Raw genomic sequence first — 14,912 nt, forward strand, 5'->3', positions numbered from 1 at the left:
TATCACGATGTCTCGCATTGCCTATGTAAACGGCCGCTATCTGCGGCGCGCCGAAGCCAGCGTGAATATTGAGGACCGCGGCTATCAATTCGCCGACGGCGTCTATGAAGTCTGCGAGGTGAGGGGCGGCCGGCTTGTGGACGAACGCCGCCACATGGAACGCCTGCAGCGCTCGCTGAAGGAGTTGCGGATCGCGCTGCCAATGTCGTTTGCTGCGCTCGGCGCCATCCTGCGCGAGACGGTACGGCGCAATCGCGTCGTCGACGGCATCGTCTATCTGCAGATCACGCGCGGTGTCGCCAGGCGCGACCATCCCTTTCCCACGGTCCCCGTTCCTCCGGCCGTCGTCGTCACCGCCAGTCGCCTCGATGTTCAGAAGATGGAAGCGATGGCGGCGGAAGGCGTGGCGGTGATCACTTTGCCGGACAATCGCTGGGACCGGGTCGATATCAAGTCAATTTCCTTGCTACCCAATGTCCTCGCCAAACAGACGGCCCGGGAGCAGGGCGCGCGGGAGGCCTGGTTTGTGGACAAAGCCGGCTTCATCACAGAGGGATCCTCCTCGAACGCCTGGATCGTGACCAAGGACGGCAAGGTCGTGACCCGGCAGGCCGATCACGCCATTCTCAAAGGAATCACCCGAGGCGTGGTGCTGGAGGCCATGCAGGCTCAAGGGTTGGAACTCGAAGAACGGCCATTCACGGTCGAGGAGGCTCAGCGGGCCCGCGAGGCTTTTTTGACCTCCGCCAGTCAACTGGTGCTGCCGGTCGTCCAGATTGATGGAAAACCCGTTGGAAATGGGGCGCCCGGGCTGATCGCATCGGCACTCCGGCGCGATTTCCACCGCTTTGCCGAAGTCTCGTGACGGACATATCGGCGCTCCTCTTGCTTCCATTGCAAGTTGGGCTTGCGTCGGTTCCGGCGCTGCCATCTAATAATGCGCCCCCAAGTCCTCGTGTGGGAGATTTTACGAGGGACGATGCGACTTGGCATAATCACTCGCGGGAAAAGGGGCCCGCGGGCAAAAAACGGAAACAACGGCAATGGCGGCCGAACGCGCTCAGAACCTTCAAGACACCTTCCTCAATCACGTCCGCAAGGCCAAAATCCCGCTCACCATCTTCCTGGTGAACGGCGTCAAGCTGCAGGGTGTGGTCACCTGGTTTGACAATTTTTGTGTCCTGCTCCGTCGGGACGGGCACTCGCAATTGGTCTACAAGCACGCCATCTCCACGATCATGCCAGGTCATCCGATCTCGCTGTTCGAAGGCGGCGAGGAGCCGTCAGCCGGAGAAAAGGTTTAGTTGGAGCAGAGAAAACGCGACCGAGAGGCAGGCCTGCCGATCCCCGGTGATTTGGGACGGCGGACCGGCCGTGCAATCGTGCTTGGGCCCTATCTGCGGTCACGGCCGGTCCGAGGCCCAGTCTCGGGGGCGAAGCACGCCGAGCGCGCGCCTGAGGCCCGGTTGTCAGAGGCGGTTGGGTTGGCGCAGGCCATCGACCTGGAGGTGGTCGAGGCCGGTATTTTGCCGCTGAGCGATATCCGGCCGGCCACCTATATCGGCAAGGGCAAGGTGGACGAGATCGCCGGGCTGGTGAAAAGCCTGGAGATCGAGCTTGTGGTGATGGATTGCGCCCTCAGTCCGGTTCAGCAGCGCAACCTCGAAAAAGCCTGGAACGCCAAGGTTTTGGACCGGACCGGGCTGATCCTTGAGATCTTTGGACGGCGCGCGCAGACGCGGGAAGGTGTGCTCCAGGTGGAACTTGCTCATCTGACTTATCAGAAGAGCCGCCTGGTACGGTCCTGGACCCATCTGGAACGACAACGCGGCGGCTTCGGCTTCCTTGGCGGGCCGGGCGAGACACAGATTGAAGCCGACCGCCGTGTGATCGCCGAGCGTATTGCACGCATTGAGGCGGAACTGGAAAAGGTCAAAGCGCGACGCAAGCTGCACCGGGAAAGCCGTAAGCATGTGCCTTATCCGATTGTCGCCCTGGTTGGATATACCAATGCCGGGAAGTCCACCTTGTTCAACCGCATGACGCGCGCCAGCGTGCTGGAAGCCGACATGCTGTTCGCGACCCTCGATCCGACGCTTCGCGCGATCAGCCTCCCGCACGGAGAGAAGGTGATTTTATCTGACACCGTCGGCTTCATTTCTGACCTGCCGACCATGCTCGTGGCCGCCTTCCGCGCCACACTGGAAGAGGTCATCGAGGCCGACGTGATCCTGCATGTGCGCGACGTGTCGCACGAGGATACTGAAGCGCAGTTGCAGGATGTCGAGACGGTGCTTCGCGAACTTGGCATCGACGATGACGCTCACGAGCGGCTGATCGAGGTTTGGAACAAGATCGATCTTCTCGACGCCGATGCGCGCGCGCAATTGGACAATCTCGCCGCGCGCCTGCCGCGTGACCGTCAGCCGGTATTAGTGTCGGCCGTGACCGGAGAGGGGCTTGACCAGCTTGCCGCCGTCATTGCCGAACGGCTGAGCCAAAAACGCACGGAAATGGAGCTCGTGCTCGATCCTGCGGATGGCGCCGGCATCAGTTGGCTGCATCGCAATACCGAAGTCGTCGATCGCCACACGGAAGCAGATGGTCGCGTCGCCATGACGATCCGCGCCGATCCCGCCAGAGCTGAGCAGGTGCGTGCGAAATTCAGCGCCGCGCTGCTACACTGAACGCTTTGCGGAGCCCGGCGCCGACTTTTCCGCGGCTTTGGCTTCGTTCCAAAGATCGTCCATCTCCGCCAGAGTCGCTTGCGACGGAGTCTTTCCGCGCGCTGCGAGCGCTGCTTCTATCGAGGCGAAGCGCCGTTCAAATTTCAGGTTGGTCGCCCGCAAAGCGGTTTCCGGATCGACATCGAGATGGCGCGCGAGATTGACCACGGCGAATAGCAGATCGCCGACTTCTGTGGCGGCCCGCGCGCTGTCGCCGCCTTCGATTTCCGCTTCAATTTCCCTGGTTTCTTCGCGGATTTTCGCGAGAACCGCCAGCGGATCGTTCCAGTCGAAGCCGACCTTGCCGGCTTTCTGCTGCAACTTGAGTGCACGCATCAGCGCGGGCAGGCCGGCTGGAATACCGGCGAGGGCGCCCGTCTCGTTCCCGGCCTTGCCGTTTGCGCGTCGCTCGGCTTTCTCTTCGGCCTTGATCTTGTCCCAGAGACCCTTGACTTCGTCTGGCGACAATCCGCGTACGTCGCCAAAAACATGCGGATGCCGGCGGATCAGCTTGCGCGTGATGCTGTCGACGACGTCGCCGAAATCAAACGCGCCTTGCTCCTGCGCCATGCGCGCGTGGAAGACAACCTGCAAGAGCAGATCGCCGAGTTCCTCGCGCAGATCATCGATATTGTTGCGCGCAATGGCGTCGGCGACCTCGTTGGCTTCCTCGATCGTGTATGGAGCGATGGTCCCGAAATTCTGCTGCAGATCCCAGGGACAGCCGGTGCCGGGCGTCCGCAAGGCGGCCATGATCTCGATCAGGCGGGCGATGTCGCGGGAAGGTTTCATTCGCTCGATGTGGCAAGGCCCAGCCACAGGCTACAAGGGCTTTTGCATGTCATCCCCAGCCGCCACCACTTGATTCGCATAAGACATATTATGGAACATGCGGGTTACCGCTCTGAATGACGCAACGGATGCGCCGCTGCGATTTATTCGCCAAATCAGACACATTTCGTCGGCCGTTGATGCGGACCTGAAACTCATGTCGAGATCTTCATTCCGTCAAAGGCCGGACGGATGTGGGCTGGCAGGCTTGTTTCCAGCGCCGTGTAGTCCAGGTCTGAATGCATGTTGGTCAGGATCGCGCGCCCGACGCCGAGCCGCTCGATCCAGGCCAAGGCGTCGCTCAGGCTGAAATGGCTGGGATGCGGCGCGTGGCGCAAGGCATCGACGATCCAGAGATCAAGTCCGGACAACGCCTCGATGCTTTGCGGCGGGATGTCGTTGAGATCGGCCGAATAAGCCACGTTGCCGAAGCGAAAACCCAAGGCCGGAATATCGCCGTGGTCCAGCAAAATCGGCAGCGCCGTGATCGGGCCGCCGGCGCCGTCGATGGTGACGGGCGTACCAGGCACCAGGCGGTGCTCGTTGGCGATCGGCGGATATTCGGAGCCCGGCGGCGTCATGAAGCAATAGCCGAACCGTGCGTGCATGGCGCGTGACGTCGGTTCGTCAAGATACAGGTCCAAGCGCTTGCGACGATGGATAAAAAGCGGCCGCAGGTCGTCGATACCGTGGGTATGGTCGGCATGCTCATGCGTATACAAGACCGCGTCCAGCGAGGTGACGGCGGCGTCCAGCAACTGCTCGCGCAGGTCCGGGCCGGTATCGACCAAAATGCTGGTTTTGCCTCCGTTTGCGCCATGGCGTTCAACCAGAATGGAGCATCGGCGGCGGCGGTTTTTCGGGTTTTTGGGATCGCAGGCGCCCCAGCCCAGCGCGGGTCGTGGGACACCGCCGGAAGAGCCGCAGCCAAGAATGGTGATCTCCAGACTCATGCAGGCCGCGGCACCTTGGAAAACAGGCGGAAGAAGTTTTGCGTCGTCTGTTCCGCGATCTGCTCCAACGAAACAGTCCGAATTTCGGCCAGAACTTTTGCCGTTTCCACGACGAAAGACGGCTCGTTGCGTTTGCCGCGCATTTTGCCCGGCGCGAGGTACGGCGCGTCGGTTTCGACCAGGATCCGGTCGGCCGGTAGCTCGGCAGCGATGGCGCGCAGCGCGTCGGATTTCTTGAAGGTCAGGATGCCCGTGAAGGAGACGTAGAGGCCGAGTTTGATCGCTTTCATCGCCAGCGCGCGGCCGCCGGTGAAGCAATGCAGCACGGCAGGGAAGGCCCCCTTCCCCATTTCGTCTTCCAGAATGCGCGCCATGTCGTCATCGGCTTCTCGCGAATGAATGACCAGCGGCAACTGGGTCTCGCGCGCGGCCGCAATATGCGCGCGAAAACCTTGCGCCTGCGCCTCGCGCGGTGAGTTGTCGTAGAAATAGTCGAGGCCGGCTTCGCCGATGGCGACAATCTTGATGTTGTCGGCCATGACGACAAGATCGGCGGCGGAAATGTCCAGTTCCTCATGCGCGTGATGCGGATGCGTGCCGACCGAGCAGAACACGTCCTCGTAGCGCTCGGCGATCGCCAACAGGCCATCGAGCTTCCTGACCCGGGTCGAGATCGTGACCATGCGGCGCACACCGGCGGCCCGCGCGCGATCCACCACGGCATCGAGCTCGGACGCGAAGTCCGGGAAGTCCAGATGGCAATGGCTGTCGACCAGCATGCTCAGGCGGTCTTGCTGACGTCAGGTTCGACGTAACGCGGGAAGACCGGGCTCGGGGCCGGAAGCGTCACGCCGCCGGCGAGCCGTGTCTTGCCGCCAAGCTGCGCGAAGTCGCGCGCATCCTGCGGCACCGCCAGGAGGTCAAGCAGCTTGCCGGCGGCCTCCGGCATGAAGGGCTGCGCCAGGATGGCGACCTGACGGATGACCTCGGCCGTCACATACAGCACCGTACCCTGCCGTACGGGGTCGGTCTTGGCCAAAGCCCAGGGCGCCTCGCCGGCGAAATAGCGGTTGGCGTCGGCGACGACGGTCCAGACCCCGTTCAGCACCTGATGCAGGGCCTGGCTCTTCATCGCCTCGCGCGCGTTGCGGATCATGTCATCGGCGGAGGCCAGGATGCCCTGGTCGTTATCGGAGAAGGCGCCCGGCTCCGGCAATTTGCCGCCGAATTGCTTGGCCACCATGGACAGCGAGCGCTGCGCCAGATTGCCGAGATCGTTGGCGAGATCGGCATTGATGCGGTTGACGATCGCCTCGTGGCTGTAATTGCCGTCCTGTCCGAACGGGATTTCGCGCAGGAAGAAATAGCGCAGCTGGTCGACGCCGTATTCGTCGGCCATGGTGAACGGGTCGACCACATTGCCGACCGACTTCGACATCTTCTCCCCGCGGTTGAACAGGAAGCCGTGGCTGAAGATGCGGCGCGGCACGGCGATGCCCGCCGACATCAGGAAAGCCGGCCAGTAGACCGCGTGAAAGCGCACGATGTCCTTGCCGATCACGTGCAGATCGGCCGGCCAATAGCGCCTGAACATCTCGCTCTCGGTATCGGGAAAGCCGACGCCGGTAATGTAATTGGTCAGCGCGTCGACCCACACATACATGATGTGTTTTTCGGCGCCCGGCACGCGGATGCCCCAGTCGAAGGTCGTGCGCGAGATCGACAGATCCTGCAATCCGCCGCGCACGAAGCTCGCAACCTCGTTCAGGCGCTCCTTCGGCATCACGAAATCGGGATGCTCCTTGTAGAGGTCGAGCAGCTTGTCCTGGTAGGCGGAGAGGCGGAAAAAATAGCTCTCCTCCTCGACCCATTCGACCGGCGTGCCGGTCTTGCTGGCAAGCCGCGTTCCCTGCTCATTCACATGCGTCTCGTCCTCGGCATAAAACGCCTCGTCGCGCACCGAGTACCAGCCGGCATATTTCGACAGATAGATGTCGCCGTTCTTCTGCATGCGCTCCCAGATCGCCATCGATGATTTGTGATGGCGGCTCTCGGTCGTGCGGATGAAGTCGTCGTTCGAGCAGTTCATGCGCGCGACCATGTCGCGGAAGCGCTGCGCATTGCGGTCGACGAGCGCTTGCGCGCTCAAGCCCTCCTTCGCCGCCGCCTGCTGGATCTTCTGGCCGTGCTCGTCGGTGCCGGTCAGGAAGAACACGTCATAGCCGTCCAGCCGCATGAAACGCGCGATCGCGTCGGTCGCGATGGCTTCGTAAGCGTGGCCGATATGCGGAACGCCGTTCGGATACGAGATGGCGGTTGTGACGTAGTAGCGGCGCGGCCCCGTGGGCGCAGCGGCTTTTGGCTGCGGCGCGGCTTTGGGTGCGGCCGGCTTTGCAGCCTTCGGTTTAACCGCAACCGGCTTTGCCGCACCGGATTTGGCCGGGGCCGATCTCGTGGATGTCCGCTTCGCCTTCGGTTTTGTCGCAGCCTTTTTCTTGCCGGCCCTCACCTTCTTTGCGGAGGTCCGCTTCGGCGTCTTCCTTGCGGTCTTCTTCTTGCTTGACGGTTTCGCTGTGCGCTTGCGGGCGGCCGCTTTTTTCTTCGACTTGCGAGCGGGCGCAGCCTTTCTGGCCTTCCTGGTTTTCTTCGTCCTGGATTTTGTTTTCTTCGCCATGGCCGACCCGTTCTATTGGGCTTCAGATCAAGATGCGAATGGCCGGGCAATCACCCGGCCAAATGCACTCAACAGCTAGCAGCCGCGCGCAGCATCGGCAAGCAGCCCGAATGTCTGGAAAATCAGCGGCTTGCGGTCGAGATTGAAGGTTGCAACCTCGCGCGCGGCCCGATTGATCTCCTCCGACACCTCGGCCATGCGCGCCATGCGCCTGCGGTCATTGTGGGCCGCGAGTTGGGCCGACAGCCAGCCGTTGATGGTATTGATGACATTGTCGAGCGCCTGCTGGTCGGTCCCGCCCAGCGCGTCGCCCAGGGCATGCAGCGCTTGCGGATTGAGCGCCGGCAATTGATCCAGCAAGGCGGCGACCTGCTGGTGCAGGGCCAGCATGTCGCCGTCGAGAAACGAGATTGTTCGCGCGACGCTGCCCTCCGCGAGCCGTGCGGCGGCAGCGATATCCGCCTCTCGCGGACTGCGGTTGAGGGCATTCGCGGTCGCCGCGATGACGTCTTCCTCCGACAACGGCCGCAATGTCAGCCGGCGGCAGCGCGAGCGCAACGTGGCGCGCACGCTCCCCGGCGAATGGCTGATCAGGAACAGCAGCGAGCGGGACGGCGGCTCTTCCAATATCTTGAGCAGCGCGTTCTCGCCTTCGGCATTCAGCTCGTCGACCGAATCCACAATGGCGACGCGCCAGCCGCCCTCTCCCGCGGTCGAGCCGAAAAACGTGACGCTGCGCCGAACATCATCCACCGCAATCGTCTTGCGCGGCTTGCCGCTTTCATTGAGACCGCGCTCCAGTGTGAGCAGGTCCGGATGAGCGCGGGCGACCACGCGGCGCACCGCCGAATTTTCCGGCGGCACGGACAGGTCGGATGCCGACTGGACGTCAGGAGACAAAGGATCGGGATGGGCCAGCACGAATTTGGCCATGCGGTAGGCGAGCGTCGCCTTGCCGATGCCGTGCGGACCGCCGATCAGGAAGGCATGCGGAATGCGTCCGCTGCGATAGGCCGCGAGCAAGGCCTGTTCGCAATCCGCGTGACCAAAGAGGCGTTCGGTCTCGCGCGGATGCGGCGCGTCGAGATTGCCTTCGGAGTCATCGACGGCGCTCACGAGATCTGATCCTCGAACACCATCGGAGCAGTCGCCGGATCGAGCCGCTCATTCACCAGACTCCAGATCTGCTCTGACACCTTCTCCCGCGGCTGGGTCGCATCAATCAGCACGCAGCGCCCCGGCTCGCTGGCCGCGAGCTGGCGATAGGCTTCGCGCAGCTTGCTGTGAAACTCGGCGGCCTCGCCCTCGAAGCGGTCGACCGCGCCCTCCCCGCGGCGCACATGCGCGCGCTGCAGGCCCTCCTCCACCGGCACATCGAGAACGATGGTCAGGTCCGGCCAGGTGTCGCCGATGATGATGCGCTCCAGCCGCTTGATCAGGCGCGGATCGACATGGCCCAGCACGCCCTGATAGACGCGCGTGGAATCGGCAAAGCGGTCTGAAATGACCCAGATACCCTTCTCCAAAGCGGGCCTGATCGTCGTCGCCAGATGATCGTCGCGCGCGGCCGCGAACAGCAGGGCCTCGGCTTCGGCACCGAGCGGCTTGGCGGCGCCGGACAACAGGATATGGCGGATGACTTCGGCCGCGGGCGAGCCGCCGGGCTCGCGGGTCAGCTTCACCCCGACGCCCAGCGTCTTCAACTTTTCGCCGAGGAGCCTCGCCTGGGTCGACTTGCCGGACCCCTCACCGCCCTCGAATGTGATGAATTTTCCGCGCATCTCGTGTCTCTGGCCGCCGGCAAACACCGGCTCCAAGCTTCTTGTTTTACACTTATAGCTTCTTGATGCCGGCGCGTACCATGCCGCCGAACAATTCGCCTACCGCATCGAAGGCCCGGCGCGTCAGCGAACCTTCATCCACACTCTCAGCGGCTTCCAGCGGCACTTCAAGAGCGACATTCTCGCCCCGCCAAACCTTGAGGACGCCGATCTGCTTGCCCTTCTCGACAGGCGCCGAAACCGGGCCGCGATAAACGATCCGCGCCAGAATCCGCTCGCCCGAATTCTTCGGCACCATCAAACGTACCGCCTTGCGTCCCGCGGCGACCAGCGGCACGTAACGGCTCTCGCCGCCAAACAGGCGCGCGTCGCCAATGCTCTGCCCTTCGGCGAAGAGCAGGCGCGATTCAAACCCGGTGAATCCGAAATTCAACAATTTGCGCGCTTCGTCCGCGCGTTCATTGGCGGTCTTGGCGCCGGCCACGACAACGATCAGACGCAGATTGTTCTGCACCGCCGATCCCACCAGATTGTAGCCGGCCTCGCTGGTGTAACCGGTCTTCAGGCCGTCGGCGCCGATGCCCATCGTCAGCAACGGATTGCGGTTCAGCTGCCGGATCTTGTTCCAGGTGAATTCGCGCTCGCCATACCATTTGTAGAATTCCGGATAGGTGGCGATCAGATGCTGTGCGAGCTTTGCCAGCTCGCGCACGGTGACGCGCATGTCCGGATCCGGCAATCCGGCGGCATTGGTGAAGTGCGACTTTTCCAGTCCGAGCTCGCGCGCCCGGCCGTTCATCAGGCGCGCGAAGGCCGCTTCATTTCCGGCGATGCCCTCCGCCAATGCGATGCAGGCGTCATTGCCGGATTGGATGATCACGCCCTGCAGCAGATCCGATACCTTGATGCGGCTGTGGATCGCCGCGAACATGGTCGAGCCGCCGGACGGTGCACCGCCCCGCCGCCAGGCATTCTCGCTGATGACGAATTCCTCATCGAGCTTGAGATTGCCTTCCTTGATTTCGTTGAACACCACTTCGCTGGTCATCAGCTTGGCAAGACTCGCCGGCGCGACCAGCTGATCGGCGTTCTTTTCGTAGAGAACGGTGCCGCTCTCCGCCTCGATCAGGATGGCGGTCGGCACGGAGGTCTGGAAACCGCCATCGTCTTTCTTCGTGGCCGACGACGGATTGGGCGCCGCGCCCGCGGACGCGAGAATGCCCGCCGTCAGCAACAAGACGGCCACCCTGCCGAATATGCGAGTGAAACGGCGCATGCCCATCATTACTGAAAATATCAACGGAGGCCGAAAATCCCCGCGGCCCGCCGATCAACCTGGTTGAAGTACCCATCCTCAGTCGGCCTCGAGACGCGCTCCTGGGGAGCGCTCCTCAGGATGAGGACGAACGAGATTTAACTCTGACTACACTTTCAACAAGAAGGAAATACGGCCTGTCAATAAAGGCCGCGGCCGCTGATGACACCGGCCGGCGCTGCATCGCGCGGGGCGGCAAAGGCCGACACCGGAGACGTCTGCGCATCGGCCATGGCCGGGCGCCGCACACGCGACAGCGACGTCATTTCCATGTCGGCGGAGGCGGCCGCAACCGGTTCACCCAAAGTGAAAGGCCGCGGTCCGGGCACCGGAACCGCGCCACGCGGCGCCCGCGCCGGCTCGGCGAGCGAGACGATGGGCCTGCTCGAGGCCACGAGAATCGGTGCCGGCGCCGGCTCGCCCTGACGCAATGTCGCCATCAGCTTGCGGTCGTCCGAGCCTTCCAGCGAGGCGGGGCCGACATATTCCACGCGCACGCGCGCCACGCCGTTATTGTGGAAGCCGAGCAGACCGGCGGCCTTGTAGGAAAGATCGATCACCCGGTCGGAATGGAACGGGCCGCGGTCATTGACGCGCACGATCAGCGACTTGCGGTTGCGCAGATTGGTGACGCGCACATAGGACGGCATCGGCAAGGTCGGATGCGCGGCAGAAATCGCTTCCTTGTCGAAGATTTCGCCGTTGGCGGTGAGACGGCCGTGGAAATCGGTTCCGTACCAGGAGGCGAGGCCCTCGGCGGCGTAATTCGGATTCTCTTCGGGGACGTAGTTGCGGCCGGCCACCACATAAGGCTTGCCGACCCGGTAGGTCCCGCCGCCCTTGGGAACGGGTTGTCCCTCCGCGATGACGCGCGGGCTCGAGGGCACGCCATATTTCGGATCGACCTTGCGGGCGAACTTGTCGGCGGAGCCGCAACTGGCGAGCAAGAGCCCCATCGCCGCAAGGCTCAGAGGCCAATACAGCCGCAAGGCGCGGTTCTGCCTCCCCCGATTCACCGCCATAACCCCGTACCCGTCCAAAAGGCTTCAAAAATGGGCCGTTTGCGGCAATTGTCCGCCTCCGGGTCCCGTCCCAGATTCACCATAGCGTGGCTTCCATGTCACGCAAATGGGCAGGACGCGGACGTAGTTAATGTCCGGTTGCAGGGCCGCTTTAGGCTCTTGTCATGGGGACCGCAATCCCCCATTGAAGCCGCGCATGTGAAGTGGACACATGCGAAGTGGACTTGGAGAGGTGGCCGAGTGGTTTAAGGCAGCGGTCTTGAAAACCGCCGTGGGTGCAAGCCCACCGTGAGTTCGAATCTCACCCTCTCCGCCAATTGGCGGCCTAAATTATTGATTTAAGCGGAATTTATTTAGACCAGCAATCTGTGCCCTATCATCTGCCCTAGCGTCACTTTGGGTCGGTGGATAGCGGGAATGGAGCCCGGATAAAGCCGCCCGAAGACTGGCGACGGCGAGGTACAATTTTACAATCCTGCCGCCCTATATCGGCGGAGGCTTATCTTGCGGTTATTTATCGCAAATGCGCTAGCGGCTATCTTCGCTCTGGTAACAACGGCCGCCGCGGCGTGGCTTGTATTTGTTGCCGCAGCGCCAATTTCCGAGCTGTTGCAAGATTTGGCTGCAATGGATTGGCGGCCATGGACGCTAGCTTTTCTCTTGCTGCTTTACCTGAATTTCGCGTTCTGGCGCTGGTCGAGATTGATTGTCGGATGGCGCCTCGAAACCTCTGTACGCAGCCGCATCGCGCAATCGATCGCCGCTATTTTTGGGCCGGTGAAAGATACTATCGGCTATCTGAAACAGGTTTCATGGTTCTTTGTACATATAGCATTTGCTCGGTTTCTTCATCGAGATTGGGACGTAATAATCAAAAGGGCGGCAGCAGTTTGCGCAATCATATGGATCACGACCTATTCGATTCTGTTTCTCGCCAACTTGTGGCCCCAGGGAATTGAAGCCTGCGCGTGGAAATTTCCGAAGATATTTGCTTGCGTTCTTACCCGTTATCAGGATCTCGCAGGAGGAGTGATAGGCGCAGGAGGAACAATCTTCGCAGGCTGGCTTGCATGGACCGCTGCCACCCTTGGGCAAAGGGCGCCTGATGATCAAACGCAACAACCTAACAATCTAACGACAGTTGCGCCACCGCAGCTCGTGTTGTTGCCCTCAACTCAACCTACACCGTCGGTGTGGGGACGAGCAGCAGTTATCGCGGTCGGCATCTACGTGGTGGCTATTCTTGCCCTTAATCTTGCTTATTTCGCATTTGGGCCAACAGCGGTCGAAGACGAAGGTGAGATATCGCTCGCTTCTTGTACCCCTCTCAAAGACGCGAGGGCTGTGGTACGTAATGGCGATGCAATTAAATCGGACTTTCCAATCGAGGTTTTGAACGAGACTTCAATTGTTCTGAGAAATTCGACAAATGCGGCTTTAAAGGCTGGGAAGTTGACGGTGCGACCGACCGGGTACCAATCCGGAGCACCTGAATTATTGTACTCAAGAATTTCAACAGACGCGTCCGAAAGGAATTCCTTTCAGGTCGCGCAAGACGCATCAACTTTGATTGTGCAATTTCAAGCATTGCCTGCCAGGAGCGCAGTTATCGTCCAGAATCATTTTAGCCGGCCGATTGGCTATATCGCTAGCCTCACTGCCGGCGAGGTAAATCAGCGTCAACATTTTGGAATTGGCTGCGACCAGAAACCTGAGCTGGAGGACGAGGAATCTGTGAACGTCGTTTACGAATATCTGAGCAATCGGTGTGTCAAATCTGGAACAGCTCTCATTCAATGTAATCTGCGATCGCCAAGCCAACAGATTCCTGCAGGGATATTGACCGCTGACGATACCGTTGAACAACTTATACTTCAGGATTGAGAACCGGGACTGCACTCCAAAGCGACCTCAGCATGGCAACAATACAATTCTTCCAGAGCTACTCTAAGGAAATTGTTTCGCTCCTGGTACCAATCGTCGGCGCCCTCCTTACGTATTTCCTGCGGCCTCGAGCGAAAATCATTTGGTCCGTCACAAGCTCAATGACTCTTCAAACTGAAGAGCCTCAAATTGGACCAGACGGGAAGGCCGTAGTTGATGAAACAGGCAAGCCCGTATTATCGCGTGCGATTGTACGAACTAAGTCGCTGTTCTTTAAAAATGTGGGCCGGGAAGCTGCGGTGGACGTTGAAATTGTTTTTAACTGGCGTCCTCCTCATTTCAATATGTGGCCACAACGCCATTACGAAGTTTCGATCAACCCAGAGAATCGATTTGTTATTCAGATCAAGAATCTGGCGGCTAAAGAATTCATCGGTGTTGAGACATTATCGGTGAATACTGTCTGACCTTGCCCCGTGGGCTTAATCCAGTTTGAAGTTCGCTCTGGGCCAAGCTGAGGACCGGAGCATGAAGCGCAGCCGTTTTTCGGAAGAACAGATCATCGGGATATTGAAGGAGAACGAGGCCGGCGTCTCGGTTGCGGATCTGTGCCGCAAGCACGGGGTCAGCGATGCCAGCATTTACAAATGGAAAGCCAGGTTCGGCGGCATGGACGTGTCGGAGGCCAAGCGGCTGAAGAGCCTGGAGGACGAGAACAGCCGCCTGAAGCGGTTGCTGGCGGATGCCATGCTGGACAACGTGGCCCTGAAGGATCTTCTGGGAAAGAAGTGGTGACGCCCGCGGCCAAGCGGACAGCTGTCGCGCATCTCAGGGAGGCCTACGGGATGAGCGAACGGCGGGCGTGTAAAACCATCGGCTCCTGCCGCATGACCATTCGATACGCTTCAACGCGGCCCGATGACGGCCGTCTGCGCGCGCGCATGAGGGCGATCGCGCAGGAACGCCGGCGCTTCGGCTATCGGCGCCTGCATGTTCTGCTCAAGCGGGAGGGCTTCGTGGTGAACCACAAAAAGCTGTTCCGGCTCTACCGGGAGGAAAGGCTTGCTGTCCGCCGTCGTGGCGGGCGCAAGCGGGCGATCGGGACCAGGGCGCCGATGATGATCCCGGTGGCGCCCAATGCGCGTTGGTCGCTGGACTTCGTGTCTGATCAGCTGACTGACGGCCGCCGCTTCCGCATCCTCACCGTCGTTGATGACTGCACGCGCGAATGCCTGGCGCTGGTGGCGGATAGCTCGCTCTCGGGCGCCCGCGTGGCGCGCGAACTCGATCGGCTGATAACCGAGCGCAGCAGGCCCGGGATGATCGTCAGTGACAATGGCAGCGAACTCACCAGCAACGCCATCCTCGCATGGGCGGAGCAAACCCAGGTCGAATGGCACTATATCGCGCCGGGCAAGCCCATGCAGAACGCCTTCATCGAGAGCTTTAATGGCCGCCTGAGGGATGAGCTTTTGAACGAGACGCTGTTCACGTCGCTCGCGCAGACCCGAATTGCCCTCGCTTGCTGGCGGGCGGATTACAATGGCACGCGCCCGCATTCCCAGCTCGGGTGGAAAACGCCGTCCGAGTTCGCCGCCATTTTCCACCCGCGCCGGGATCTGGCGCTGCGCTCCGCCAATGGCTCCGCGCCAGCTCCCGTCGCTCACACCGCCCCACAGGGCAATCAAAGTTCCAGAAGCGAACTCAGTCTTGGATAAAACCTGGG

14 protein-coding genes and 1 tRNA gene are annotated in these 14,912 nt (G+C 61.2%); 7 read left to right on the plus strand and 8 right to left on the minus strand.

Features of this window, described 5'->3' with window-relative positions; genetic code table 11:
• Window positions 1-7 precede the first annotated feature (7 nt).
• The 3 genes from RO009_17010 (at window position 8) to hflX (ending at window position 2,687) form a co-directional block, all read left to right on the plus strand.
• The gene (locus RO009_17010; protein ID MDT3686733.1) at window positions 8-865 is read left to right on the plus strand and encodes a D-amino-acid transaminase; all 858 of its coding nucleotides are present in this window, start codon (window positions 8-10) and stop codon (window positions 863-865) included.
• Between the two features lie 178 nt (window positions 866-1,043).
• Entirely contained in the window at window positions 1,044-1,304 is a 261-nt protein-coding gene (hfq, locus tag RO009_17015) for an RNA chaperone Hfq (GenBank protein MDT3686734.1), read from the plus strand.
• A gap of 33 nt (window positions 1,305-1,337) precedes the next feature.
• On the plus strand, window positions 1,338-2,687 hold the full coding sequence (gene hflX, locus RO009_17020) for a GTPase HflX (GenBank protein MDT3686735.1): 1,350 nt from the start codon (window positions 1,338-1,340) through the stop codon (window positions 2,685-2,687).
• Here hflX and mazG read toward each other — a convergent pair.
• From mazG to RO009_17060, 8 genes are all read right to left on the minus strand, one after another.
• Entirely contained in the window at window positions 2,679-3,518 is an 840-nt protein-coding gene (mazG, locus tag RO009_17025; GenBank protein ID MDT3686736.1) for a nucleoside triphosphate pyrophosphohydrolase, read from the minus strand. The two genes, hflX and mazG, sit on opposite strands and share 9 nt — an antisense overlap.
• A 194-nt stretch (window positions 3,519-3,712) precedes the next feature.
• Window positions 3,713-4,510 carry an MBL fold metallo-hydrolase gene (locus RO009_17030; protein ID MDT3686737.1) on the minus strand — a complete coding sequence of 266 codons (798 nt, stop codon included), beginning with the start codon at window positions 4,508-4,510 and terminating at the stop codon, window positions 3,713-3,715.
• Window positions 4,507-5,289 carry a TatD family hydrolase gene (locus RO009_17035; GenBank protein MDT3686738.1) on the minus strand — a complete coding sequence of 261 codons (783 nt, stop codon included), beginning with the start codon at window positions 5,287-5,289 and terminating at the stop codon, window positions 4,507-4,509. The genes RO009_17030 and RO009_17035 overlap by 4 nt, the downstream gene beginning before the upstream one ends.
• A gap of 2 nt (window positions 5,290-5,291) precedes the next feature.
• Window positions 5,292-7,184 (minus strand): methionine--tRNA ligase, encoded by a 1,893-nt coding sequence (metG, locus tag RO009_17040; protein ID MDT3686739.1) that lies wholly within the window; start codon window positions 7,182-7,184, stop codon window positions 5,292-5,294.
• Between the two features lie 75 nt (window positions 7,185-7,259).
• A complete protein-coding gene (locus RO009_17045) occupies window positions 7,260-8,300 on the minus strand; it encodes a DNA polymerase III subunit delta' (GenBank protein ID MDT3686740.1) in 1,041 nt (346 codons plus the stop codon).
• A complete protein-coding gene (tmk, locus tag RO009_17050) occupies window positions 8,297-8,965 on the minus strand; it encodes a dTMP kinase (protein ID MDT3686741.1) in 669 nt (222 codons plus the stop codon). The genes RO009_17045 and tmk overlap by 4 nt, the downstream gene beginning before the upstream one ends.
• A 52-nt stretch (window positions 8,966-9,017) precedes the next feature.
• Window positions 9,018-10,241, minus strand: a complete 1,224-nt coding sequence (locus RO009_17055) for a D-alanyl-D-alanine carboxypeptidase family protein (protein MDT3686742.1) — start codon at window positions 10,239-10,241, stop codon at window positions 9,018-9,020.
• Between the two features lie 179 nt (window positions 10,242-10,420).
• A complete protein-coding gene (locus tag RO009_17060) occupies window positions 10,421-11,236 on the minus strand; it encodes a septal ring lytic transglycosylase RlpA family protein (protein ID MDT3686743.1) in 816 nt (271 codons plus the stop codon).
• A 292-nt stretch (window positions 11,237-11,528) separates the two neighbouring features.
• On the opposite strand from RO009_17060, the gene RO009_17065 reads away from it, so the two are divergent.
• The 4 genes from RO009_17065 (at window position 11,529) to RO009_17080 (ending at window position 14,904) form a co-directional block, all read left to right on the plus strand.
• Window positions 11,529-11,618 (plus strand) — tRNA-Ser (locus RO009_17065).
• 188 nt (window positions 11,619-11,806) lie between these two features.
• Entirely contained in the window at window positions 11,807-13,186 is a 1,380-nt protein-coding gene (locus RO009_17070; protein MDT3686744.1) for a hypothetical protein, read from the plus strand.
• Window positions 13,187-13,218: 32 nt separating this feature from the next.
• Window positions 13,219-13,653 (plus strand): hypothetical protein, encoded by a 435-nt coding sequence (locus RO009_17075; GenBank protein ID MDT3686745.1) that lies wholly within the window; start codon window positions 13,219-13,221, stop codon window positions 13,651-13,653.
• Between the two features lie 61 nt (window positions 13,654-13,714).
• A protein-coding gene (locus tag RO009_17080) for an IS3 family transposase (protein ID MDT3686746.1) occupies window positions 13,715-14,904 on the plus strand; the annotation gives its coding sequence in 2 pieces (ribosomal slippage) (window positions 13,715-13,964 and window positions 13,964-14,904; 1,191 coding nt in all).
• Window positions 14,905-14,912: the final 8 nt, after the last annotated feature.

This window comes from Pseudorhodoplanes sp. (assembly GCA_032027085.1).
Lineage (GTDB): Bacteria > Pseudomonadota > Alphaproteobacteria > Rhizobiales > Xanthobacteraceae > Pseudorhodoplanes.